Annotated in this window: 19 protein-coding genes; 7 read left to right on the forward strand and 12 right to left on the reverse strand. The window is 39.1% G+C overall.

Annotated elements, in window-relative coordinates:
• Nucleotides 1-398 precede the first annotated feature (398 nt).
• From ANA7108_RS0123995 to ANA7108_RS0124015, 6 genes are all read right to left on the reverse strand, one after another.
• Entirely contained in the window at nucleotides 399-650 is a 252-nt protein-coding gene (locus ANA7108_RS0123995; RefSeq protein WP_016953381.1) for a HigA family addiction module antitoxin, read from the reverse strand.
• An 11-nt stretch (nucleotides 651-661) separates the two neighbouring features.
• Complete coding sequence (locus tag ANA7108_RS29165; RefSeq protein ID WP_084776970.1) at nucleotides 662-811, reverse strand: type II toxin-antitoxin system RelE/ParE family toxin; 150 nt, start codon at nucleotides 809-811, stop codon at nucleotides 662-664.
• A gap of 100 nt (nucleotides 812-911) precedes the next feature.
• Nucleotides 912-1,250, reverse strand: coding sequence for a P-II family nitrogen regulator (locus ANA7108_RS0124000; RefSeq protein WP_016953382.1), 339 nt, complete (start codon nucleotides 1,248-1,250; stop codon nucleotides 912-914).
• A 327-nt stretch (nucleotides 1,251-1,577) separates the two neighbouring features.
• A complete protein-coding gene (gene hetF, locus ANA7108_RS0124005) occupies nucleotides 1,578-4,046 on the reverse strand; it encodes a cell division protein HetF (RefSeq protein WP_016953383.1) in 2,469 nt (822 codons plus the stop codon).
• A 1,851-nt stretch (nucleotides 4,047-5,897) separates the two neighbouring features.
• Nucleotides 5,898-6,131 (reverse strand): hypothetical protein, encoded by a 234-nt coding sequence (locus tag ANA7108_RS0124010; RefSeq protein ID WP_016953384.1) that lies wholly within the window; start codon nucleotides 6,129-6,131, stop codon nucleotides 5,898-5,900.
• Nucleotides 6,132-6,197: 66 nt separating this feature from the next.
• Nucleotides 6,198-8,024 (reverse strand): S8 family peptidase, encoded by a 1,827-nt coding sequence (locus tag ANA7108_RS0124015; RefSeq protein ID WP_016953385.1) that lies wholly within the window; start codon nucleotides 8,022-8,024, stop codon nucleotides 6,198-6,200.
• 101 nt (nucleotides 8,025-8,125) lie between these two features.
• Between ANA7108_RS0124015 and ANA7108_RS0124020 the strand changes: the two genes are divergently transcribed.
• A complete protein-coding gene (locus tag ANA7108_RS0124020) occupies nucleotides 8,126-8,563 on the forward strand; it encodes a hypothetical protein (RefSeq protein WP_016953386.1) in 438 nt (145 codons plus the stop codon).
• A 165-nt stretch (nucleotides 8,564-8,728) separates the two neighbouring features.
• Here the strand turns inward: ANA7108_RS0124020 and ANA7108_RS0124025 are convergent, their stop codons facing one another.
• On the reverse strand, nucleotides 8,729-9,202 hold the full coding sequence (locus ANA7108_RS0124025) for a HEPN domain-containing protein (RefSeq protein ID WP_016953387.1): 474 nt from the start codon (nucleotides 9,200-9,202) through the stop codon (nucleotides 8,729-8,731).
• Nucleotides 9,199-10,218 carry a DUF262 domain-containing protein gene (locus ANA7108_RS0124030; protein ID WP_016953388.1) on the reverse strand — a complete coding sequence of 340 codons (1,020 nt, stop codon included), beginning with the start codon at nucleotides 10,216-10,218 and terminating at the stop codon, nucleotides 9,199-9,201. Before ANA7108_RS0124030 ends, ANA7108_RS0124025 begins: the two co-directional genes overlap by 4 nt.
• A 464-nt stretch (nucleotides 10,219-10,682) precedes the next feature.
• On the opposite strand from ANA7108_RS0124030, the gene thiD reads away from it, so the two are divergent.
• Nucleotides 10,683-11,510, forward strand: a complete 828-nt coding sequence (gene thiD, locus ANA7108_RS0124035; protein WP_016953389.1) for a bifunctional hydroxymethylpyrimidine kinase/phosphomethylpyrimidine kinase — start codon at nucleotides 10,683-10,685, stop codon at nucleotides 11,508-11,510.
• 117 nt (nucleotides 11,511-11,627) lie between these two features.
• Nucleotides 11,628-12,251: a hypothetical protein gene (locus ANA7108_RS0124040; protein WP_026104421.1), complete on the forward strand. Its 624-nt coding sequence runs from the start codon at nucleotides 11,628-11,630 to the stop codon at nucleotides 12,249-12,251.
• Between the two features lie 96 nt (nucleotides 12,252-12,347).
• Here the strand turns inward: ANA7108_RS0124040 and ANA7108_RS0124045 are convergent, their stop codons facing one another.
• Entirely contained in the window at nucleotides 12,348-12,947 is a 600-nt protein-coding gene (locus ANA7108_RS0124045) for a DUF1802 family protein (protein WP_016953391.1), read from the reverse strand.
• Nucleotides 12,948-13,026: 79 nt separating this feature from the next.
• Here ANA7108_RS0124045 and ANA7108_RS0124050 point away from each other — a divergent pair, with 79 nt between their 5' ends.
• On the forward strand, nucleotides 13,027-13,986 hold the full coding sequence (locus ANA7108_RS0124050; RefSeq protein WP_016953392.1) for an aldo/keto reductase: 960 nt from the start codon (nucleotides 13,027-13,029) through the stop codon (nucleotides 13,984-13,986).
• A 409-nt stretch (nucleotides 13,987-14,395) separates the two neighbouring features.
• Here the strand turns inward: ANA7108_RS0124050 and ANA7108_RS0124055 are convergent, their stop codons facing one another.
• The gene (locus ANA7108_RS0124055; RefSeq protein WP_016953393.1) at nucleotides 14,396-15,310 is read right to left on the reverse strand and encodes an alpha/beta fold hydrolase; all 915 of its coding nucleotides are present in this window, start codon (nucleotides 15,308-15,310) and stop codon (nucleotides 14,396-14,398) included.
• Nucleotides 15,311-15,887: 577 nt separating this feature from the next.
• Between ANA7108_RS0124055 and ANA7108_RS0124060 the strand changes: the two genes are divergently transcribed.
• Nucleotides 15,888-16,784, forward strand: coding sequence for a shikimate dehydrogenase (locus ANA7108_RS0124060; protein ID WP_016953394.1), 897 nt, complete (start codon nucleotides 15,888-15,890; stop codon nucleotides 16,782-16,784).
• A 137-nt stretch (nucleotides 16,785-16,921) separates the two neighbouring features.
• On the opposite strand, the gene ANA7108_RS0124065 is transcribed toward ANA7108_RS0124060, so the two are convergent.
• Entirely contained in the window at nucleotides 16,922-18,871 is a 1,950-nt protein-coding gene (locus tag ANA7108_RS0124065) for a hypothetical protein (protein ID WP_016953395.1), read from the reverse strand.
• 512 nt (nucleotides 18,872-19,383) lie between these two features.
• Here ANA7108_RS0124065 and ANA7108_RS0124075 point away from each other — a divergent pair.
• A complete protein-coding gene (locus ANA7108_RS0124075) occupies nucleotides 19,384-20,607 on the forward strand; it encodes an ATP-grasp domain-containing protein (RefSeq protein ID WP_016953397.1) in 1,224 nt (407 codons plus the stop codon).
• 23 nt (nucleotides 20,608-20,630) lie between these two features.
• Nucleotides 20,631-21,512 carry a CoA-binding protein gene (locus tag ANA7108_RS0124080; protein WP_016953398.1) on the forward strand — a complete coding sequence of 294 codons (882 nt, stop codon included), beginning with the start codon at nucleotides 20,631-20,633 and terminating at the stop codon, nucleotides 21,510-21,512.
• A 138-nt stretch (nucleotides 21,513-21,650) separates the two neighbouring features.
• Here the strand turns inward: ANA7108_RS0124080 and ANA7108_RS0124085 are convergent, their stop codons facing one another.
• Nucleotides 21,651-23,348 carry a radical SAM protein gene (locus tag ANA7108_RS0124085; RefSeq protein WP_016953399.1) on the reverse strand — a complete coding sequence of 566 codons (1,698 nt, stop codon included), beginning with the start codon at nucleotides 23,346-23,348 and terminating at the stop codon, nucleotides 21,651-21,653.
• Nucleotides 23,349-23,460: the final 112 nt, after the last annotated feature.

The following is a 23,460-nucleotide window of genomic DNA, read 5'->3' on the forward strand; positions in this document are numbered from 1 at the left end:
CCTTGTGTTTATATAATCAGGTCTGGAAATACATCCTATGCTAGACGTTCTACAAAAACGAAATTAGAAAATAAAATTAACCTTTTTCCCATATTACTGGATATACATCTAAAATTTGATCATCAAGCTTTACTAGCAAGAATTTATGCCGTAACTTGTATATTCCCAGTTGATATCCAAGGAGAAATAGTTGCTTTAATTTCCTTACCAATCTTTTGTTCAGCTAGTCTGAGTTCATAACCTATCTTCCGCACCCTCAACTGTCACAATCGGTTTTTACTCTTTTTTGTGATGATATGAGGATGTATTGTATACCACATCTCAATGAATTAACGGATACATGATGTCGATAAGGCATAATTTATATCCAAAAATCAAGAGAGAATTAAGTGATAATACTATGTGACACCCCAGGGTGCGGAATGTGGGTCATAATTTTTCTGCAAATTCATCCAAAATTCAGCACTAGTACCAAACCATTGTCCTAGCCGTAATGCAGTATCAGCAGTAATTGACCTTTTACCATTAATTATTTCGGTAATTCGATTTTTTGGGACATGAATTAAACGAGCTAATTCACTTGCACTTATTCCTAATTCATGCAGTTCATCAGCTAGAATTTCTCCAGGATGAATAGGTGGACGCGCCATATTATTTTCCTTTAGTGATAATCTGTAATTTCTATGTTGAAAGGTTTTGGTTCATCGTCTGGCCAATTAAAACAAATTCGCCATTTTTCATTAATGCGGATGCTGTATTGACCGTTTCTATCACCTTCTAAAGACTCAAAATGATTACTTACGTAGCACAATCAAACCACAAAAGGCGCTGCTGATGTTAGAGATGAAGAAAAATCTGGAAAATTCCTCATCCCCTAATTCAACAACGCCCACTTTCTATATATTCAACACTTACACGGCTTCCGTGTTCTTTTCCCCAGTCCGAATCCGTACAACTTGCTCAACAGGAGAGATAAAAATCTTACCATCACCGATTTCACCAGTCCGGGCTGCGGCGATAATTTTATCAACCACCATATCTACTTGGTGATCTTCAACCACGATTTCTACCTTCAGTTTTTGCAGAAACTCAACCGTGTATTCCGAACCGCGATAGCGTTCAGTTTGACCTTTTTGTCGTCCAAAACCACGGACTTCAGAAATAGTCATCCCCACGATTCCCGCATTAACTAAGGCAATTTTCACCTCATCGAGCTTAAATGGGCGGATAATAGCTTCTACTTTTCTCATTTTTTTCAATTCCTAACTTCTAAGAGCATTGTTTATAGAAAAACTCGGTAAGTGTAAAACTCAGTCCCTTGAGGGCTGAAATCTAAGCGACACTTCGGTAGTCTCAGTCACCACTTGTGAGACTTTGGTCTCAGTGATATCAAATCCGTTTGAACAACCACGCTAAAAATAAGCTATAAACATTTTGTTACAGGATTGAAACTATGTGCATTTTACCGGATTTGTATCACTCGTAATATAATCATCATGTCAAGGTGTAACTCCTTTAGCATCATGAAACAGTTAAGACACACTTTCAGCTAAGAATTTAGGGGCAAAAAGATAGACTCACTGACTCTGTTCTTGAAGGAGTGATCGCCAATCTGCGATCGCTTTTTCTGTCCACAGCCAATTCTGAGCTAATTTATCTATGGTAAAGTTGACAGGTTCGTTTTCAATCACAGTTTGACGCAGCTTAATGGCTTCTTTAATATATTGCCCTTGTTTGGCAGCAGATTGATTATTTGCAGATTTATATAAACCCAAGGCTAATCCTGCATAAGCAGTTAAAGCCTCTTGTGGCATAACTAGATTAGGAGATGTCGTTGCTGTCGCATTTGAATTCTGGGACTTGAGGGCTAAATTCAAAGCTTTGAACCAAGCGTCATTAGCCCGATTGAGATTTCCCTCCGCATAGTAAGCAAATCCCAAAGCATTATTATACAAAACAGAATCTGGCTGATCTCGCACTGCAATTTCCCAGTAACGACGGGCATCATCAATACTATATTTTTTATCGCTTGTTTGGGCAAATTGCCAAGCTAATCGACCACGGAAAAAGTTAACTGATGGTTCGTCAATTTGTTTAGCGGGAATCAGCGCCAAAGCGGTTTCTGCTGAAGCCAAAGCGCCACGATTGAGTAGTTCATCTACAGCATCTAGCCCAGGTTGTAAATTCCCTTGACTCAATTTTTCTGTAGCCGTAGCGGTGACAATTCCTGTTGGCGATGTTTTTAAGTCAATAGGTACTTGTTTACCCTTAACAAAAGGCTGAGTAGGAATAGGTGGGATTTCCGAAACTACCGACTTTCGATGATGCCACCAATTTAAACCAATAATCAGTGCGATCGCACTTGCACCCACAATGGCTAAAATTGGCCATAGCCGACGTTGACGGCGACGTAGTTGCTGAGGTGGTAATGTAGGTGGCTGAGAATTTCCCAGATTACTGGACAGATTTGGGATATTCGGCACAATTTCAGTGGGACTATCTACCCATTCGACTACATCCTCCTGAATCAGCGCAGACTGCTGAAGAGAGTGATGATGGTCACGTTTTGGTGGCTTTAGTTCTTCCGTGATAGAAGTTTCTCCTGTTGGGGCTGGGGGATTACCTATCTGGCGAAACAAATCAGCAACAATTGCCGAATCCTCATCATAATTGGGGTGATCATACTCAATATCATCTAAAAGATCCCCCCAATTATCATCCCCTAACCAATCTAATTCAGAAGCATCCCGTGCTAAACCAGAGGGCATGATATCCTCCATAGCTAAAGGCATTTGGGGATCGTTTGTCACCCCTGAATACATTGAATTAGCGGATTTTCCTGCCGATGACTGATATTCATTGAGTAACTCAGAATTCGTAAATAAACCCATTTGCGGGGTGAGAAAGCCTTCAAATTCCCGCTGGAGATACAACATCGGTAACGCCCAGTACATCTGGTGAGAACCATAGGCAGAAATTAAGCCCTGACGCACCCTACTCACACATAAATCCAAGGGATAACCTTGACTTAAATTACGGTAAAACAATTGTGTCAACGTCAGTGCTACTTCATCAGGAATTCGTTCTGACATAGCCAAAACGCTTCTTAGACCTCTTTTCACCAAACTTTCAGTTAGGTTGCGTTCTCCCGTCTCCCCAGAGCTATCAGACTTAGCTCTATATGCTCCCAAGCAGGAGTTAAACACTGCCATTTGGATATTATTATTCACCAGCAAGCCGGCTAAATCATCACCGCTAAGGGTTTCTGTTAAGCCAGTTCTTCTACTAACTAAATAAATTTCTCCCCCATTAGCCCCCAAGTTACTATGACCAGAGTAGTGCAGAACATGATATCGTCCCTGTTCTAGGGCTTGAGTTAACTCTTCCCTTCCTGGTTGATCGAGGATAGTCAGTTCAATTTCGGGGACATAATTGCCGTTTTCAGTCCGGGGGGTTTGGCGATGAAGTTCTGTTTGCAGGTCAATTGCTTCTTGTTTGAGCAAATCAAGACGCACTTGATCAGTGGGGGAAGAAATGATCATCAACACGTTCACTCCGCTTTCTTCCTGTGGCGTGGGAATGTTGCGTGTTGGGATTCGTGATGTGGAGTGAACTCCGCTTTGATAACGTGAAAAAGTGATGTAAGGCCCAGTAGCTAAAGGGCGATCCCCTGCGTGCATCACTTCCCACGGTAAACGCGCTAACCTAGTATCTTTGAGTCCTAAGCGTAAACGCAATACCTGTTGCTGATTCTGGGCAATACCTTGGGCAGTAATCCAACTATCTCTCAGAGTGCCTTGAAACAGTGCATTATACAATTGCTGACCCAGTGCCACCCAGTTTACAGAGTTCCTAGCCATGACATCACCCTGTAACACTGACTGTAACGGGTCATTCATCAAATGTCCTGCGGCGGCTAACCACTCAGCGACCGACCAAGTCACCAGTTCTTCTGCCAATGGCACCCCAGGCGCGACTTGTTCCGTCCGCACCAAGTAGTCATTTTGCCCTACTGGGGTTACGGAAATGTGAAATTCCTGGGTCACAACTTCTCCTGTTTGCCTCCTAAATCCAGTTTGAACTGCGAAAGTCTCTAGTTTTGGTTTTCCGCCTGCTGATACTTTAGATGCTTATTCTCAGCGAATGTTTCTGATTCGGCGTGGTTTGGCTTGTTTTGCCGATGGAACTTTATCCGGATGAGATTGCTTCAGACGAGAACACTTTATTGGTAGATGCACCTTGATCTTCAAATCCCCTGGTAGGTTAACACCCGCCCAGGGGTTTTTTTAATTTTGGCAAAAAAAAGTCATCTCTGACCCAAGAATTTCTTCTCAAAGAATAGCAGTTTCAAACCCTGATAACTAACTCCCCTAACCAGCTAACAACGACAGGAATTTTTTCCGTAAGTGCTATACAGCGACATTTGGGCAAATTCATCCGGAGCATAGTGGTTTAACCCAGAACGTTTAATTGGTAGATGCACCCTGATAACTAATCTCCCCTAGCTGGCTAACACCTCTGGGGGGTTTTTTTAGTTTACAAACAACAATAACCAAGATGTAACCCAATTGATCCGGAGCATGACATTAAACTCAGAACATTTAATTTAGTAGATGCACCCTGATAACTAACCTCCCCTAGCTGGCTAACACCTCTGGGGGTTTTTTTTAGTTTACAAACAACAATAACCAAGATGTAACCCAATTGATCCGGAGCATGACATTAAACTCAGAACATTTAATTTAGTAGATGCACCCTGATAACTAACCTCCCCTAGCTGGCTAACACCTCTGGGGGTTTTTTTTGAGTTTATCAACAACACCCATAATCGATTTTAATTGATCCGGAGCATGACATTAAACTCAGAACATTTAATTGGTAGATGCACCCTGATAACTAATCTCCCCTAGCTGGCTAACACCTCTGGGGGTTTTTTGTGGTTAGTATCAATCATACTACCGCTCAATAAAATCTAGATTAATCTCAAAATTATTGTTTGCAATTGGTCAATTACTACAGAAACCAATATTAATTTATAAGGATTCAAAATCGAGAATCTAGCATAAATAATACTTTATCTGAAGTAATTGTACCTTAAAGCTAGTCAGCCAGGGTTTCTTGGTAGAGATTTAGAGACTACTTTTTCACACCTTGATTATAAAAACTTGATCCGGAGCATGAGATTAAACCTAGAACATTTAATTGGTAGATGCACCCTGATTACTAAACTCCCCTGGCTGGCTAACACTCACTAGGGGTTTTTTTTATTAAGAACTAAAAATCAACTTCCTGGGGAAAATTTATCCGGAGGATTGTACCACACCTGAGAACATTTAATTGGTAGATGCACCCTGATAACTAAGCTCCCCTAGATGGCTAATACCTACTGGGGGTTTTTTCTAGGCAAAAGCTGGTTAATCTCAACCCGGATTTCTGAATCGCTTTCATTCTATTTTGATCCGAAGCTATGACTCAAGAATGATTACAGCGATATATAATAGCACTCTTAATTATTTTTCTAGAATTAATGCTTTTGTGCAGTTTCTTGCAATCTCTTACTATTCTATGACATATACAAGAAATTTTGACAAGCAAGAACCGAGATTTTTAGAGCAATATTGAGTTCATATCATGTCCGACTAATCACTTATCAAAAAAAATCTCCCCGTAAGAGCGTCTTGAGCGTCAGTCTAAATGATAAGTATATCTCTGACGAGACGCTACGCGAACAACCGGACATGATATTATCTGTCCTCGGAAGCATTAGGCATCTGCCACAAGATGTCTTTTTAGAACAAAAAGGTGGTTGAGGAACTGGGTTTGCTATTTATCGATGTAAAAATGCAGGATAGGGTAATTCAGAACTCGGATTCAAGAAGTTTTAGATTTCACCATTATTAATCAGAACTAATGACTTCAAAGGATTTTACCTCTAAAACAGGACCAATCATGGCAATTGTCATGACATCTTCGCGTACTTGTCCGGTGACTTTGACTTTTTGTCCTGATTTGAGTAATCCTTTATCAGCACCTTTGAGTATTTCGTAGGTAACACTTTCGTCTGTAACTAACGCCCATGCGCCCATACCAAGATTACGGCGTTCGATAGTACCTGTAACTGTAATAGTCATTTGTTATTTCATAGAGAATATAGGAAATGGGCAAGAGTTAGCAATTACCCATTACCCATTACCTAATTAAGCAGTTTGTTCGTCGTTTTTCAATGCTAAACGTGCTAGTCCGTAACAAAGTAGGGCATTAACGATGAGGAATATTCGGGCTAAGTTACCATCTCCTAATCCCCAAACTGCGGGATCATAAATAGCACTAACTGTTAAACAGGCGGCTATTCCCAGACTTGAACCAATGGCAAACCATTTCCAATTGGGATGTCCTAACAGTAATACTATCAACGTTAGGGGAATTAGCACAGAAGCAAAGATGGGATTTAAAGCACCTGTTCCTTGTATGCTATTGCCTAGTTCAGGAATGGAACTACCTAGAACCCGAAAAGGCCATTGAGGAAGATCAAAGATATAAATTCCTTTGAGGAAGAATAACCCAGAACTACCAAAAATTAACCCACCCGATAAAGACCAACTCCAAGCGAAGGGGAAGTAAACCCGTAAGAACCAAGCGAGGAGATAAGAACCTACTACCATGAATATTTTAGGTAATAGTGCGATCGCACCACCATCTATCCAAAAGCCAGGGTTGATATAGCCGTTATCCCGTAACCACCGGAAGAAATCGGGAAAGCTAATTTGTCCTTGGGTGGCCAGTTTAACTGCTGCTTCGGCGTTAAGTTGTCCAGCTCCATAATAGTTCAAACCATCATCTTGAATAACTCTGGCTGATTGTTGGAGAACTTTTAAAATTTCATCTGTGTCGGTAACTCCCGCTGCTTTAATTAAAGCTGCCACACCAGCAACGTGGGGGGAAGCCATGCTGGTTCCTTGGAGTCCTAAAAATACACCTTCGCCATTTTCGTCAATAGTTTCTTGGAGAATTCCGCCGGTTTCACTCCCCCCAGGGGCGGAGATATCTACGCCAGCACCATAGTTGGAATAGTCGGCTTTTTCTCCATCTGGACCAAAGGCGGAAACGCCGATTACATGGGGGTAACGGGCTGGATAACTAGCCCCATTACTGCTTTCATTTCCAGCAGCGGCAATGATGATTACACCTTTTCTGTGGGCATATTCGATGGCTTCTTTCATCAGTTGGCTTTCACCACCACCACCTAGACTCATGTTAATTACGTCTGCGCCTTTATCGGCGGCAAATTTGATGGCTTCGGCAATATCGGCAACTGTTCCTGAACCGTAGGCATTTAACACTTTTAAGGGCATGAGGCTGGCTTCGTAGGCGACTCCAGCGACACCATAGTTGTTATTGGTGGCTTGGGCGACTGTACCGGCGACATGGGTTCCATGTCCGTTGTCGTCGTTGGCTGCTTCGGTGTCGTTAACAAAGTCGTAGCCTTTGACGAATTTTGTCTCGGCTAAGTCGCGGACTTGGGTAATGCCTGTGTCAATTACAGCGACTTTAATACCGCTACCTTTACTCAAATTCCACGCGCCTTCTATGCCGATTTTGTGCAGGTTCCACTGTTTGCTGTAATATTGATCGTTGGGGCCAATTAATGAAGGATTGACTGGTTCGTTTCCTAAGGCTGTGGCTTTACCTTCGGGAACTGTCTTATAAATATAATTTGGTTCGATGAATTCTGTGGCTTTGGCAAAGGGAGATTTTTGTAAGTTTTGCAGTTGTTGGCGATCGCCTTTGATAATATACACATGATCAACTGCTGAAAATTGATTATCCAGTCGAGGTGTGACATGATACTGTTGTGCGATCGCTTGTAAATCCTTTTGAATGACGGTTTCTCCAATATCTTCCCGAAAATCCAGCAAAATTGTCTCGAAGTCACCTTTAGCTGCCAGTCCCTGAAAATTCAGAAACCCAAACGCAGCAGCAGTCAGTCCGATGACAAACAAGCACAATAATATAAGTTTTTTCATATTTACTGATTACCGCTTCTTGTCAGTTTGCTCACTACGATAACTCATCTCATGGTATTTTTGGGAAAATAGAGACTGGAAAAAATTACGAATTATCAATTATGGAACGTGGTCTTTTATGGTTGCCTTTGTTAGTAATATTTTTCTGGTTAGCTTGGCAAGGTTCACAGGAATATCAGAAACTTGAAGCTTATCGGATTTGGGCAGAACAGTTTGAACGGGCTAAATATGATATCTATGCAGTATTAGCTCAAAAGGGTAATGATATTACTTGGGGAAAACCGACAACAAAAGGACCAATTGCATTAGAAACTTTTTCTTTATTGGATGTTCAAGAAATCTGCTTTTTGGTAAATGGGAAGTCTGTAGATATAGAAAATCACCCTGAAAAAGGTCGTCAAATTGAATTAGAGTTTTTATTAACTAATGCTAAATCAATTCGTATACCGTTTACAGAAATTCCCCTCGCAGCAGAATGGGCTAAGTTTTTGCAGAGAACATTGAAGAATTTGCAATTAGGAAATAGTTATCCAAGTTGAAAAAAGAATTTTACAGGTAATGTGGCAATTAGCAGACTAGAAGGATAAAGTGGTTAAACTCATTTTAGAGACTTAGATAAAATCATGGAAACTGTAAATATCTATCAAGCTAAAACTAATCTCTAAAAGCTTTTTTCACTAAATTAACCGAGATTTTTTGAATAATTACTTGATTATTTCCTCCAAAATCTCTACAGCTTTTTTGACATTATTATAGTAGTTCGATATATTCTGGTAGCTCATACCTATACTTTTCCCATGAGCTATTTTGTGACGATTAATAATCACACTATCTATAGCGGTTTTTATCTCACCATCTATTTTGCTCTTCTCTTGAATTTTATTAGTGAATTCACTTTCCCAAATCAAGCTAAATTTGCCCAATATTTCTGTAATTCTACTTGTTTTACAGTTGGTTATATCTTGTATCTGTTTCGTAACAAATTTTTGAATATTTGGTGAAGCTTTGTTTTCACAATATTTTTCTAATAAAACCCTCAAAGATTCTTCAATGAATCCTGATACCAGTATACATAGATATTTTGACCATTCACTTTGAATCTCTGGCTCTGTGAAAGAGGCAACTTTTTTAAATAGATTATCTATTTTCTGACGATGAGCTAATATAGATGGATTCATAAGTGCGTATTTCTATAAAGCTCTCCAATATACTCCAGCCTCTTCATTAGATTTTTTCTACTTGTGGTAGAGGATTGAGCAAATGTCCAGAAATGCTTGTCATTAATCAGCAATTCGTAAAACTTTTTAAATTTGGAACATTCCAAACCTTTTCCTAACTCTTGAGCAGTTAGAACCATCAAACTATCAAAAAGGATTTGGAATTTTTTTTTCTCATAAAAAACTTTAGAGCCTATACAATTTTTAAGAAAATATATTGTGTTGAAAAATAGATTTTTTATCTCATTTTCGGGAATTATATCCAAATCTTTGTTTTTTAACATAAATTGATTGAGAAAATTAGTCATATTGCCTGAATAATTTTCTAAATCGAAATGCAGAGCTAAAAATCTTAAAATATGCTCTTGTTCATTAGCCCGAATATCATCCTTACCATAAAGCTCTCTCCATGTTTCATTTTTTGATAAATCTTGAAGCAATTCACTAAAAGAACCATGATAAACAGCATTCCGAATTTCCTGTGGTTTTAAGGGAGTTCCAGTAGTATTAAGTCGTTCAAATAAATAAAATATTCCACGTGGATCATAATTTTCTGATATGATTATACAGTGGATTATTGCATTATCAAGCTCACGACGTTCGGATGAAGGTAAAGTGGAATAAGTTAAACCATCTAACTGTTGGACGACACCTTTAAGCTTAAAGATTTTTCCATCTGGAAAAGATTCGTGAAAGAAGTACAGCAAAGTTTTCAGTCGTTGCTGTCCATCTATAACAATATATTTTTTAGAAAACTTATCTTTAGCGAGAAAGAGTGAAGGGCTAGGAAGACCTAGTAATAAAGTTTCAATAAAGCGTGATGCTTCTTCTATTTTCCAAACATACTGTCTCTGAAACCCTGGAATAATAAATTCTTGTTCTTCCATCCGTTTCACTAACGTATCAACAGGAAAGTCAGCACCGTAATACTCTACTTCTAGTCTTGGACTTTCGGTTTCTTGTATGTCGTAGTTCATAGTTTCTTTATACGTTTATGCTAAGTAGATTAGTGCCTTGGTTGCACATCCTCTTAGATCGTAGCCCACCTGCCAGTTTATAAGCTGCTTTCATTTAAAATCTCCTGGAAATCATACTGCAAAGCAAAAGCATCTACTATGCAATTTGCCAATTTCTGCTACATTATCGCACTCAGCGACCAATTACAACCTAAAACTCTTTGACAAATATCCAATCAAGAGATTTTTCAATAATCATTTTAAATAGGGAAGATTGCTCTTCCGTCTTTTGTAAATCTTGTTCTAATACTGTCTTTGCTTGTTTACATTCTTCTAACTCTTGTTTTAATTGATGATGATGTTTTAATATTTTTTCAAGTTCAGCATTACGTTAACGTAAAAAAGCAATTTCCTCATCTGGAGATTGATTGGACATAAAACAGTAAAGTACATATATCTATTTTAAATAATTAGACTCTATCATAATGATAACAAACACAACTTTCACCCCTGTTGCTTTAACTATTGCCGGTTCTGATAGTGGTGGGGGTGCAGGAATTCAAACCGATTTACGCACATTCGCTTTTCATTGCGTTCATGGTACAAGTGCTATTACCTGCATTACAGCCCAAAATACTTTAGGAGTTACACGGGTTGATACCATGCCTTCAGAGGCTGTTATCGCTCAAATTCAGGCTGTTGTAGAGGATATTGGTGTCCAAGCTGTAAAAACGGGAATGTTACTCAACCAAAAAATTATCTTGGCTGTAGCCCAGCAAGTAGCAGCTTATAAAATTACTAACTTAGTAGTTGATCCTGTGATGGTATCACGGACAGGAGCGCAATTAATTGATGATGATGCGGTGCAAACTCTGCGGAATACTCTGATTTCTCAAGCAGCTATTATTACACCAAACCGCTATGAAGCGCAGATTTTAAGCGGGTTAGAAATTGCTTCTTTAGAAGATATGCACACAGCAGCGGAAATTATGCACAGGGAATTAGGAGTAAAGGCTGTTTTAGTCAAAGGTGGGGGAATGTCTGGGAATTTGCGGGGGGTAGATGTATGGTTTGATGGGGAAAGGTGGGAAACTTTAAGAACCAAGCTGGTAGAGACAAAAAATACTCATGGCACAGGTTGTACTTTATCAGCCGCCATTACTGCTAATCTAGCTTTAGGTCAAGATTTGTGGACAGCAGTGCAACAGGGAAAAGAATATGTAACAAATGCACTCACTTACTCTCTAGATATTGGCAAAGGACAGGGACCTGTAGGACACTTTTTTCCATTGTTGCAAATTCATGGTATCTAGTACAAGCAGGCAAATTGGATGTGTAACAACTGATTCTTCAGCATAGTCTCCGGGATAACTTTACTCTGATAGTATATTTTGTTAATCTAAAGACCTTATTTTAATCCTAATATTGAGATGCGAACAACTACAGGTCATGTTCACAGTCAACCACCGACTCCCAGTTACTCCTCGTCTGTACCCCTTTATGTGTACAGAGAACTAGCAACAGAGTTACATACAGTACAGGGTAAATTAGATGTAGTCATTACTCATAATCAGAAATTAGCCCAAGAAAATCAAATTCTGCGCCAAGAAATTAATAAAGTCGTTCAATCTTGTTTAGAACTGCAAAAGTTGGTGGCATCTTCTGCTACATCTGCTTCTCAACCAACCCCCCAGAAGGCGGAAGTAAAATCTGCACCCAATTCTCAGCCAGCAAACCGTACTAATACAGAGGCGAAATCTGCACCTAAACCCCCAGTTACAACCGCACCTCCACGTCAGCCAGTTTCTCGTCCAGCTAAGAAAATCCGCCGTGAGGTTTTCTCTGTCCCTGTTATGGATATGAATTTCCCAGGATCAGAAGCAGTATTTATAGAAGAACAGGAAGTACGCTATTATACTACTCCAGAATCACAGTTAAAAGGACTGAGTAGTTGGTGGTTAGTGATGACTATTGTTTTCATTATGGTGATGGGTTTTGGTGCTGGGTATTTAGTTGTGCGTCCGTTGTTGCAAAACCAGAATCAGAGTCGTTAGCTATGTGAAGGCGCAATTAAACTTAACTATATGAAGGAAAATTAACGAGGTGAAAAACCTCTTCCCTTTTTGTCCCAAAATATCCCCAACAGCTGCTTATAAAGATGCAGCGTACAATTTATCACCAATAATTCCGCGAATAGTTGCAACTAGCTGAGTATATACAGTATCAGATAAAACTGGTTGAGAGCCTTGTAACCGAACTTGTTGATCTAAATCAATCCATGATTTACAACCACCGTATTCAGCCAGATAAGGAATATCCTGTGCTTGGGGTAGTTTGTAAGTACGTAGCAAGAGGATATATAACGGCTGACGTGGCTTCCATTTTAAGCGATCGCTAATAAAATACTCATTCCAAATATGAAATGGAAGCAAATCACCCACAATAGACTCATCCACAACTGGTAAAATATCCGTAATTTCTGCCCAACTACCGATGGGAATTATTTCTGGATGCCAACCTGAAGTAACTGGATAGACAAGATTCCCATATTCAGCTTTGAGCATAAAAGATTGTTGATGCTCGTAAGTAGGGTAGAGCAAAACCTGCTCATGGGCAACCTGAAAGCGTCCCTCCCGTTCATGGATACCGCCTTTACGAAGCAGCATAATCGTTTGGCCAGATTCCAACGCATTTACGGCCACAGCCCATTCCTTAAGAGCATGAAAAGTGGTAATCAATTCCATGAGCATCTACTTTGACTCTGATTTAATTTCAGTCTAAGACGGTTAAAGTACAAAATTAGTCAGGGAAATAAATTCGAGAAAAACCATGAAAAAACGTACACTGGGTACATCAACCGTAGAAATCACACCCATCCTCATGGGTACTTGGCAAGCAGGAAAAAGAATGTGGGTGGGAATTGAAGATACCGACTCCATTCAAACCATCCGTGCCGCCTACGAAGCCGGAATCACCACAATAGATACCGCTGAAGTTTATGGTGAAGGACATTCTGAACAGATTGTAGCTGAAGCACTAGCTGATGTGCGGGATAATGTCGAATATGCCACAAAAGTTTTTGCAAATCATCTCAAATATCAACAAGTAATAGAAGCTTGTGAACGTTCGTTAACAAATCTGAAAACCGACTACATTGACCTTTACCAAATTCATTGGCCTGCTGGTGCTTTCAATAGTGAAATTGTCCCTATTGCAGAAACCATGAGCGCCTTAAATCACCTCAAAGAACAAGGTAAAATTCGCGCCATTGGTGTTTCTAACTTTTCTCGTGACCAATTAGCAGAAGCCTCCCAATATGGACGTATTGATAGTTTACAACCACCCTATTCTTTATTTTGGCGGCAAGTAGAAAAAGATGCTATGCCCTATTGTGTTGAAAACAATATTTCAATATTAGCTTATTCACCTTTAGCCCAGGGATTGTTAACCGGTAAATTTCTATCTGGGCATAAATTTGACCCAGCTGATAACCGAGCTAAAAATAAATTATTTCAAGACGAAAACTTTGAACGCGCTCAACAAGCCTTAAATGAACTTAGCCCTATAGCTGAATACCAAAATTGTAGCTTGGCTCAGTTAGCATTGGCGTGGTTAATTGCCCAGCCGCAAACAAATGCTATTGCCGGTGCGCGTTATCCTGAACAAGCAATAGCCAACGCCCAGGCATTAGAAATTCAACTTTCTGCGGAAACACTTGCAGAAATAGATAAAATTGGCCGGATTGTCACCGATTATCTTGATGATCAATCAGTTATGTGGAATTGGTAAAATTGCTTTTTCACCTATTACCTATTGTCTATATTGCTAAGTGAAACAAAAAATGAAGTTTAGTAAAGAAAGGATTTCATCTCAATTAGCCAATGCTAAATTATATTCATAAGGACACAGAACTAATCGCAACCAACCCATAGGGCAATGACTTAGTGTCCCCTGTCAGTAGCCCAAGCAAGTTTTAGCAGATACAATTAAAGTGGCCAAAACACCTTTGATCAAGGTGGAGCCAAATCCCAGAGCGGAAAAACGGATAAAATGCTGAACTTGCCAGTTTTAACATCCACCCTAGTTATTAACTTTCAATTACTCACTTAACCTTAACAATTTGAAACTTCTGAATTCGCTAGAACCTGGTCAACCCTGACCAGGTTTTTAGATTTTGATGATCACAACAGATTGGATATCAGTTGTTAATAGATAAAGCCCAATCACGTAAATATGAATTTACTTGTTCAGGTACTTCATCATGGGGACAATGACCCGCAGATAGGAAGTATTCTGTTAGTTGGGGATAATATTGGTGGAACTTTTGAGAACGTTCTCGCGCTTTCATCCAAGGATCAGCTTCACCCCATAATAACAACAAAGGACAAGTTAATTGCTTTAGCAAAATATCAACTTTTTCTCCTTGAGGAGTGCTAAAAACAGAGATAAATACATCTAAAGCACCTTTATCATAGGCAGGACGCTGAATTTCTTCTACTAATTGATTAGTAATGGCACTTTTGTCAAGATAAACTTTTTCTAAAGTCCGCCGAATTACCCACTTTTGCCGCGTATATTCAAATAATAACGACTGAACTAAACGTTGTTTAAAAGTCCATTTAACAGTTTTACCTAATAGTTTCTGTAACGGATTTTTAGGAGGTTGAATTTGGCTTTTTACTCCTTCTGACTCGGAAAATGGTCCTGCACTATTCAGCAAGGCTACACCAGCTACATTGTCAGCACGTTGAGATGCAACACATAAACAAGCATAACCCCCAAGAGAATTACCTGCTAATACTGCTTTTTGACCAATTACTTCACTGATAAAATCATTAATTTGGTCGCGCCATAAGTCGCCACTATACTGTAAATTAGGTTTTGCTGAACGTCCAAATCCCAAAAGGTCTATCGCAAAAACTTGAAAATCTGCACACAGTCCTGTGATATTCTTTCGCCAGTGGTCTGTGGAAGCACCAAAACCATGTACTAACAGCAACGGAGGACGCTGAGGTTGTTTCTCTCCCGCCTGTACATAATACACTTTGTGACCGTGCCATTCCCAGTATTGTCCAGATATTGGGGTTGTGGAGGGTACTATATTTGTCTGCATATTGCGAAGAAATATTAAGAGTTGTTAATACTCTTATACCAGATTAATATGAAGCTGCATAGAATAATTTAACGCGGATGCACGCAAATAAACGCGGATAAAGACAGATCAATCCATGTATTTCAGAATTATGTGCAACCTCACATAAAATTGGTATTAGGGTAAGTAGGTGGGCGTTAAAAATTGTCGTTGGGGTAAGGCAGGGAGCAGGGGGAAAGAGGGTTTCAGCCCTATTTACTTTTCTTCACATACCTTTAAATTTTTCTGTTTACCTACTTAGCAGTGAAATTAATAATTTAGGACTTACGCAAGTGTCACACTAAAAATCTGTTGTAGGGTGCTTTACTACTGCATAAATCCTGCAAATAAACAGATTGTTGATATCTGACGCACCCTACTAATGAGTTGAGCTTTAAACTCAGAACTAAAGTTTCTTATCTGTTCCCTGTTCCCTGTTCCCTTTTTTTGTAATGACACACTATGTTTTCTTGTTCTCCAAATCAGGGAAAAAGGTTATTGATGTGATTTAATCAACAATTAAAAACTAGAAAATTCTGTTTGAGGGAAATGCTAAATCATGGAAAACCAAGATCATAATTATTTTCAGAATATTACAGGTAAAACAAAATTGTTAGGAGTAATTGGTCATCCTGTAGAACATTCCCTTTCTCCAGTTATGCACAATGCCGCATTGGCTAAATTGGGATTAGATTATGTATATTTGCCTTTTCCCATAGCACCAGAAAATCTAGAAACTGCTATGGCAGGTTTTGCCGCTATTGGTGTTGTTGGGTTTAGTGTGACAATTCCCCATAAACAAGCAATTTTACCTTTTTTATCAGAAATTTCACCTATTGCTCAAGCTATTGGTGCAGTCAATACTGTGACTCGTCAAGGGAACGGGTGGGTGGGAACAAATACAGATGTAGAAGGGTTTATTGCTCCTTTAGAAACGACATATCACCAAGATTGGAGTCAAAAAGTAGCGGTAATTTTAGGTAATGGTGGTGCAGCAAGGGCAGTTGTTGCAGGTTGTATTCAGCTAGGTTTGGCAGAAATTCATGTGGTGGGGCGAAATTTGCAGAAGTTATCACAATTTCGGCAAAGTTGGCAGAATTCAATTTTTGCAGATAAATTTCAAGTGCATTATTGGGAAGAATTACCAAAGCTAATTCCTCAAGCTAATCTGCTAGTCAACACAACTCCAATCGGGATGTATCCCCATATAGAATATTCGCCTTTAAGTGTAGACGAAATGGAGTATTTATCACCCAATGTTATTGCTTATGATTTGATTTATATTCCTAAACCTACTCGATTTCTCCAACTAGCAGAAAAACAAAAAGCAATTCCTATTGATGGCTTAGAAATGCTAGTCCAACAAGGTGCAGCAGCTTTAAAAATTTGGTTGCAAAAGCAAACAGTACCTGTAGATGAAATGCGCGAAGCACTACAAAATCATCTGGGTTTATGAGAGGAAGAGATGGGGAAATGGGGTGACGCGGTGACGCGGAGATGGGGAAGTGGAGACGCGGTGACGCGGAGAGTTTGTTTGATCAGCAATTAAGCATTTTAAAACCCTCTTTCTCCCTGCACCCTGCACCCTGCCCCCTATTGCGGCATCTTCATATACCTTTCCTGTCCTTGGGAATTGTAGATGAATAGGGGTAATTGTGCATTTTCACCAATTACTCCTAAAGCGTCTCGCAAGGCTTGAAAGTGACTTTGAATATCAGGATTGGAACTTTCTAGTTGTTTGTCATATTCCGGGGTTAAGCGGACGATAATACCTTGGTTTTCGATGTTAAAAACGCAAAACCGCATCCCATTAACACAGGTGGTACTCAGATCAGCGCGAGTTTTTGTTAAATTACCATAGAGTTGGAATTTTTCTTTTGCCTGTGTCAGCGCTGTTGAATAAGGTTGAATCAACGATTGTGCTTGGTTGTAATAAAAGCTATCTTGGGGAATTTTGTTAGCCATATCCAAAGCTTGCTGCCAAGATGCTACGGCTTCCTGCCATTGATTTTTTTGGCCATTAATTTTAGCTTGACTAGCTATGTTTAAGGCTCGTTGGTAGATTGTAGCGGCTTGACTTTCTTTTTGAGCGCGATCGCTTGCTAATTTAAATTTAGGTTGATAATCTGTGAGCAAGTTCTGTGCTTCTTGGTATCCTGTACTACCCAGGGGAATACTTTCTAAAGTATTAACCACTGTTTGCCAATCCGACTTGACCTTTTGCCAGTCATTCCCGGATTTAGCTGTAGTTTCCCGCTGGATATTGGCATCTGCTAAAACTTTGGTTGTCGCTATTTTTTTTAGCCATGTTTCTTCTTTGAGCAATTGCTGATTTAAAGTTTTTAAATTGCGTTGATAATTGGGTAAATTTCTCTGCACCAATCCATAGAGTTCTTGACCAGATTTGATAGACTCTAGAGGAGCGATTGCTTGCCGCCATAAACTTTGTTGAGCGCGTAATTCTTCGAGGCTATTGGCAGGGATTTTACTTTTTTGCTCTGCTAAAGTTCCTGCCTGTAAAGCTTTTACGACCAAGTTAATTTTTCCTGATTGTCCAGAAAAACTTGAGGCCAGTTCCTGAGCTTGCTGGTAGCGAGGAGACCATTGAGGAATTACTTGTAGATTAGAGATATTGGTTTCTAGTTGTTGTTGTACTGCTAACAATTCTTTTTCTGACTTAGCTTGTCGCATGAGTTGCCCAGAATTGCTTTGCAATTGTTCGGCAAGTTGTAATTCTTGGCATCCACCAATGACACAGGAGCGAGTTAAAAAGAAAGTCCCACCACCAAAAATGACAGTCACCCCCAATACAACACCTAAAAGGATAGGTAAAGGTGGCAGTGATAAATTTTTGCTCTTTGATAAATTCTGCCCACCTGCAAAGGGGTCAAATTTCTCTTCTTCCTCAAAATCATTTTCACTCTGATCAATAATTGGAATGTTGGAAAATGAATTCTCAGAGATATAGTCGTCCTTAATTGAGGAAAATGAATTCTCGGAGATATGGTCGTCCTTAATTGAGGAAAATGAATTCTCAGAAATCTCTTCTTTTGTAATTGAGGAAAATGGATTCTCAGAAATCTCTTCTTTTGTAATTGAGGAAAATGGATTCTCAGAAATCTCTGCTTCTGTTGCCAGAGAAGGGGCATTAGGAAGATGAGGTGGTGGAAAAATCAGGAGATTGGCTTCATCTGTGGGCTTGACAAAATTGGTTGTCTCTGTTATGTCTGACTGTATCTCCTTAGGCTTCACTATTAAGGATTGTTTGGCATAGGGTAGCTTTTCTCCAGAAACTCTGACATAAAACTGTACTCTTTGACCGTGGTATTGGGATTGCCACTGGAATGCTTCTTCAAGTACCGCAAATATTTTCTGTGTATCAACTGTCACGCCTGGTGGCTGTTGGGTCAAAACCATCAGTTCATTATTTTGGACAGCACATCTAACCTGTAAAACTTTGCCTGATGGAACTTCCATCAGTAATTGTTCTTGCAAAGTACTGGCTAAAAGCTGTATATCTTCTTGTGGGAATGCTATTTTCATAGAGTGTTACTGCTAATTTTCTATATAGTTTTGTTATCGTAGTTGTCAGCTGCGCTCTCCGCTTAAAAACTCTTGACCTGGATTTCTCTTCTCACCCTGTTAAGAGCCGTTATGAGTAACTATAGCTACGCCATCTCAGCTATTACCAATCAAACCGGATTTCTAGATTATCCTTTTATCATTTTACTTTTTTATACTACTAGATGATAAATTAGACAATTCAAATGCGAGTATAAGTGATCTCAGGAAAAATATACAAGAATAGTTCAGTAATTTTAGAGACTGGCAAGTTGACAGAAGGAGACAGATCAGGTCTAATCAACCAAATAGCAGAGTTTGTTGCTACCAGAAATGAATTTACCACTTCTGTCGAATTCGATAAAATTGATTGATTGGTGCTTAAAGAAGTTTTTCTAGTCAACCAAAGCGTATTTATGTAATCTAGGTGCTGTATAAACTATAAAACAGCACCAGATACCCGCTTTGGAATTGTTAATATAAGGTGTGTGTCAATGGATTTATTGGAATACCAAGTTAAAGAATGGTTTGGAAAGATGGGCATTCCTGTATTACCATCCCAACGAATTGACCATCCTACAGATTTAAAACGCTTAAAAATTCGCTATCCGATTGTACTAAAATCTCAGGTACACGCAGACGAGAGGGTTAAAGCGGGTGGAGTAAGGATTGTGGAAACTACTATCGATGCGATCGCAGCCGCCCAACATATCTTTAATTTACCAATTTGGGGAGAATTACCAGAAGTTTTACTGGCAGAGTCAAAGTATGATGCCAAAGAAGAATTTTATCTTGCTGTTATTTTAGATACGTCCCTCTGTCGTCCAGTACTTTTAGGTTGCAAGGAACCGGATATAGATTGGGAATCCCCAGGGGAGAAAATGCAATATGTGGTGGTAGAGGAGGAATTCTCGCCATTTTATGCCCGTAGATTAGGGTTAAAAATGGGTTTGCAGGGGTCGCTAATGCAGTCAATTAGCGATGTTGTCGAAAAAATGTACCAGTTATTTGTGCAGAAAGACCTAGACTTAGTAGAGATCAATCCTCTAGCAGTTAGTCCAGCAGGACAGGTTATGGCGCTCAATGGTAAAGTCCGAGTCAACGAACGGGCAATTAATCGTCATCCAGAAATAGCCCAAATGGCAGCAAAGATGGTGATCCGTAATAGTAAAATTAAAGGTAACAGTATTTTGAGTGACTGGGATGGACTGGAGATGCACGGTAAAATCGGTATCTTAGGCAATGGTACTGGTTCGGTATTGACAACTTTAGATGCGGTTACTAATGCTGGTGGTAAGCCTGGTGTTTCTCTAAATTTAAGACATTCCTTTCTCACTGATACTTCACCAACGACTTTTGGCGATCGCTTGGAAACAGGGCTGAAACTTTTAGCTGCTGATAAAAGTATTCAAGTGATTTTAATTAACTTTCTGGGTACTATTCCTCAAGTGTCCCAAATGCCAGATATCATTGCCAGGTTTCTACAAATCGAGCCTAGGGAACTCTCATCTCAGGTGTTTAACTCCAATGGAACTAGCAGTAAGCGGTTACACTTACCACGCTTAGTTATCCGTCTTGCTGGTTATGATTTCAACAATGCCAGAACATATCTAACTACACTCAAAACTCAAAGTGACAGTCTAGTATTAGTGGAAAATTTAGATGCAGCTGTGGCGGAAGCTGTCCGTTTAAGCAAGTTATCTGCTTACAGAAAATAATACCGCAAGAATGACCAAATTTTATGAACTTAACGCCAGATAGTAAAGTTTTAATCCAAGGATTCTCTGAATTTATATCCGCAACTCATATTGCTCAAATGAAAGCATATGGGACTAATTTAGTAGCTGCTGTCAATCCTGGATTTGGGGGACAGCAAATGTATGATCTCCCCGTCTTTGACTTAGTAGAAGAAGTGACCGCCAAATTTGGAAATATTGACACAACGATTATTTGTGTCCACCCTTACCAAGTTCTAGATGCAGCATTAGAAGCGATCGCTTCTAATATAAGGCAGATCATTATTATCTCTGCTGGTGTCCCACCTCTAGATATGGTGCAATTGCTCCGCAAAACAGAGACTGGTGAAATCTTAGTAGTCGGTCCCAATAGTCCGGGAATTATCGTCCCCGGAAAAATTCTCTTGGGTACTCAACCTAGTGAATTTTATACCCCTGGACGAGTGGGGATTGTCAGTCGCAGCAGTACTCTCACTTATGAAGTAGCTTGGGAATTAACCAAAGCTGGTTTAGGTCAATCAATTAGTGTCAGTATTGGTAGTGATGCCATAGTTGGTTCATCCTTCCTCCAATGGCTGCAAATTCTTGATGAAGATGAAACCACAGAAGCAATCGTTTTAGTTGGTCAACCAGGAGGTGGGAGTGAAGAAGCCGCAGCACGGTATATAACTGAAGCTATTGATAAACCAGTCATTGCTTACATTGCTGGTAGATACGCACCACCAACCAAAAATTTGCGTCAGATGGGAACAGGAGCAACTGTTGTGAGAAATGACACTAATTTTGGTACAATCAAGAGTAAATTAGCAGCTTTTCAAGCAGCACAAGTTAAGGTTGCTGAAACTCCTGCTCAGATTCCTGAATTGTTGAAACAGTTAATTCATTAAAAATTTCTATGGGTTTAAGTCCCTCGCTTCTATCAGAAACAAGTTTTGTAGCATGATCTAAATCCATGTTGCAAAACTTAATTACGAATTACGTATCCCTAGCAGGACTGGAGGCACTATTACGAATTATTTTAATGTTCAAATATTAGCAAAATCGTCTAAAGGTGCGATCGCATATTTTCCTTGTTCATCTTGACTGACTAAACCTAAAGCTAATAAATCTCTATCAAGAAACAACTTTATAGCTTTACCACCGATATCAATCTGGTGATTAATCAACTGTATAGCATAGCAAATTGTATCATAAACTCTTTGGGGAGTCATCGCAGTTGTAATAGGTTGATATTTGCTCACTGATTCACAAAGTCGGTAAACACCATGTTCTTGGAACTGAGGGTAGCCATAATGCTTGACGGCTCGTGCTAGAAAATATCCAGCAGTAATTGGTCTTTTCCCTGACGGACGTACACAGGAGTAGCTACAATCGCCAATTGTATCAGCAGCTTTACTTCCAGGCATAAATCGCAGAATATTGAAATTTAAAAAATCTGGATTACACTTTTCAATACCAAAACGAATTGCTTCAATATCATCTGCAAAAGTTGTGGGTTCATAACCAACAATATCAGTTTTTTTATCATCTAATTTGGCTTTTGGTAATCCTAAAATTAGAAAATAACTACTGGGTAATCCTGCTTTATTCATATCTTTAAAAACTTGCTCAATCTTGCTTGGATAATCAAATGATTGTTTGATTTGACTAGCAATAGAACCATTAAACTTATTACTGGCTAATGAAACTTCTGGTAATGTATGTTCAACCCCGAAAAACATATATACACAATTATTTTCTACTAAACAATGCATTTGTTCATAGGTGATTTTATCAATTCTAGTATTTGACCCCCAAACAAATCCTTCTTCTTTAAGAATCTCTGCTTCTCGTCTAGCATTTTGATCATGAACTGTAAATGTATCCACATCTAGATAAACTGCTTCATAATCACGTTGCTTTAATTGTTGTAATTGTCTACGAAAAGAGTCTGCACTTAATCTGACAACATTATTACTTTCGCTACTTTTATTACAGAAATGACATCCCCAGGGACATCCTCGCTGAGTAAAGATTTGGGCTGTTTTTAATTGTCTTCCATTTGAAGATTTAAAAATATCCATATCATGGACTTTCGGTATATGAATTAAATTAAAGTTTTGATCAATATCATCAAACTTACTAACTCTTGGTGCTGTAGCAAGATGAAAAATGGCATTTCTATTATCATTAGTAGTCACGCGATAAAATTTACCATCTTGATTCATAAAACATAATCCTGGTAAATTTTTCATATCTTCATAGAAACTACCTCTAGCTACTGCATGAGCAATTTCTATAATTGATTCTTCCCCATCACCATCACAGAAAGCTGTAATCCAAGGTGTAATCCTGGCAATATCTTCAACACCTTTAGTTGCATAACCACCAACTAAAATTGGTACGGTTTCTCGGTTATGTTTCTGAAGTTCTGCAAAAATTTTTCGACTATGCTGATCAATTTCTGTCCATTGGTTGGTCAGACAACCAGCAAAGATAATTAAATCAGCATTTCTGACTTGATACAAAACATCATCAATAGTTAAATCAAGACGTTCTAAATCGAGTTGTACAACTTGACTAAATCCAGCATTAAATAAACTTGAAGCTAAAACAGGTAAGGCTTTATTAGCTCCATTAAAGCTTCTGTGTTTGATAAATTCGCCAATTAATACAATTTTAATGTAATTGGTCTGAAGAGATGTTTTTTTAACTAACTGAGCAGTATATTTTGCTATTAGCATTATAGTAAGCAACTAAAATTAGTATTTTTGATGGGTAATGAACAGAAAAACAAAATTATGTGTTTTTTTTATGTACCTTCAGAATGATTTTAGAGGCACAATTTCCGCAGCA

Source organism: Anabaena sp. PCC 7108, assembly GCF_000332135.1.
GTDB lineage: Bacteria > Cyanobacteriota > Cyanobacteriia > Cyanobacteriales > Nostocaceae > Anabaena.

Coding starts and splice junctions, on each gene's coding strand:
- thiD (WP_016953389.1), top strand. CDS start 10,683: ATGATAACAAACACAACTTTCACCCCTGTTGCTTTAACTATTGCCGGT.
- ANA7108_RS0124080 (WP_016953398.1), top strand. CDS start 20,631: ATGAACTTAACGCCAGATAGTAAAGTTTTAATCCAAGGATTCTCTGAA.
- ANA7108_RS0124045 (WP_016953391.1), bottom strand. CDS start 12,947: ATGCTCATGGAATTGATTACCACTTTTCATGCTCTTAAGGAATGGGCT.
- ANA7108_RS0124015 (WP_016953385.1), bottom strand. CDS start 8,024: ATGAAAAAACTTATATTATTGTGCTTGTTTGTCATCGGACTGACTGCT.
- ANA7108_RS0124025 (WP_016953387.1), bottom strand. CDS start 9,202: ATGAATCCATCTATATTAGCTCATCGTCAGAAAATAGATAATCTATTT.
- ANA7108_RS0124075 (WP_016953397.1), top strand. CDS start 19,384: ATGGATTTATTGGAATACCAAGTTAAAGAATGGTTTGGAAAGATGGGC.
- ANA7108_RS0124085 (WP_016953399.1), bottom strand. CDS start 23,348: ATGCTAATAGCAAAATATACTGCTCAGTTAGTTAAAAAAACATCTCTT.
- ANA7108_RS0124050 (WP_016953392.1), top strand. CDS start 13,027: ATGAAAAAACGTACACTGGGTACATCAACCGTAGAAATCACACCCATC.
- ANA7108_RS0124055 (WP_016953393.1), bottom strand. CDS start 15,310: ATGCAGACAAATATAGTACCCTCCACAACCCCAATATCTGGACAATAC.
- ANA7108_RS0124040 (WP_026104421.1), top strand. CDS start 11,628: ATGCGAACAACTACAGGTCATGTTCACAGTCAACCACCGACTCCCAGT.
- ANA7108_RS0124020 (WP_016953386.1), top strand. CDS start 8,126: ATGGAACGTGGTCTTTTATGGTTGCCTTTGTTAGTAATATTTTTCTGG.
- ANA7108_RS0124065 (WP_016953395.1), bottom strand. CDS start 18,871: ATGAAAATAGCATTCCCACAAGAAGATATACAGCTTTTAGCCAGTACT.
- ANA7108_RS0123995 (WP_016953381.1), bottom strand. CDS start 650: ATGGCGCGTCCACCTATTCATCCTGGAGAAATTCTAGCTGATGAACTG.
- ANA7108_RS0124010 (WP_016953384.1), bottom strand. CDS start 6,131: ATGACTATTACAGTTACAGGTACTATCGAACGCCGTAATCTTGGTATG.
- ANA7108_RS0124000 (WP_016953382.1), bottom strand. CDS start 1,250: ATGAGAAAAGTAGAAGCTATTATCCGCCCATTTAAGCTCGATGAGGTG.
- ANA7108_RS0124030 (WP_016953388.1), bottom strand. CDS start 10,218: ATGAACTACGACATACAAGAAACCGAAAGTCCAAGACTAGAAGTAGAG.
- ANA7108_RS0124060 (WP_016953394.1), top strand. CDS start 15,888: ATGGAAAACCAAGATCATAATTATTTTCAGAATATTACAGGTAAAACA.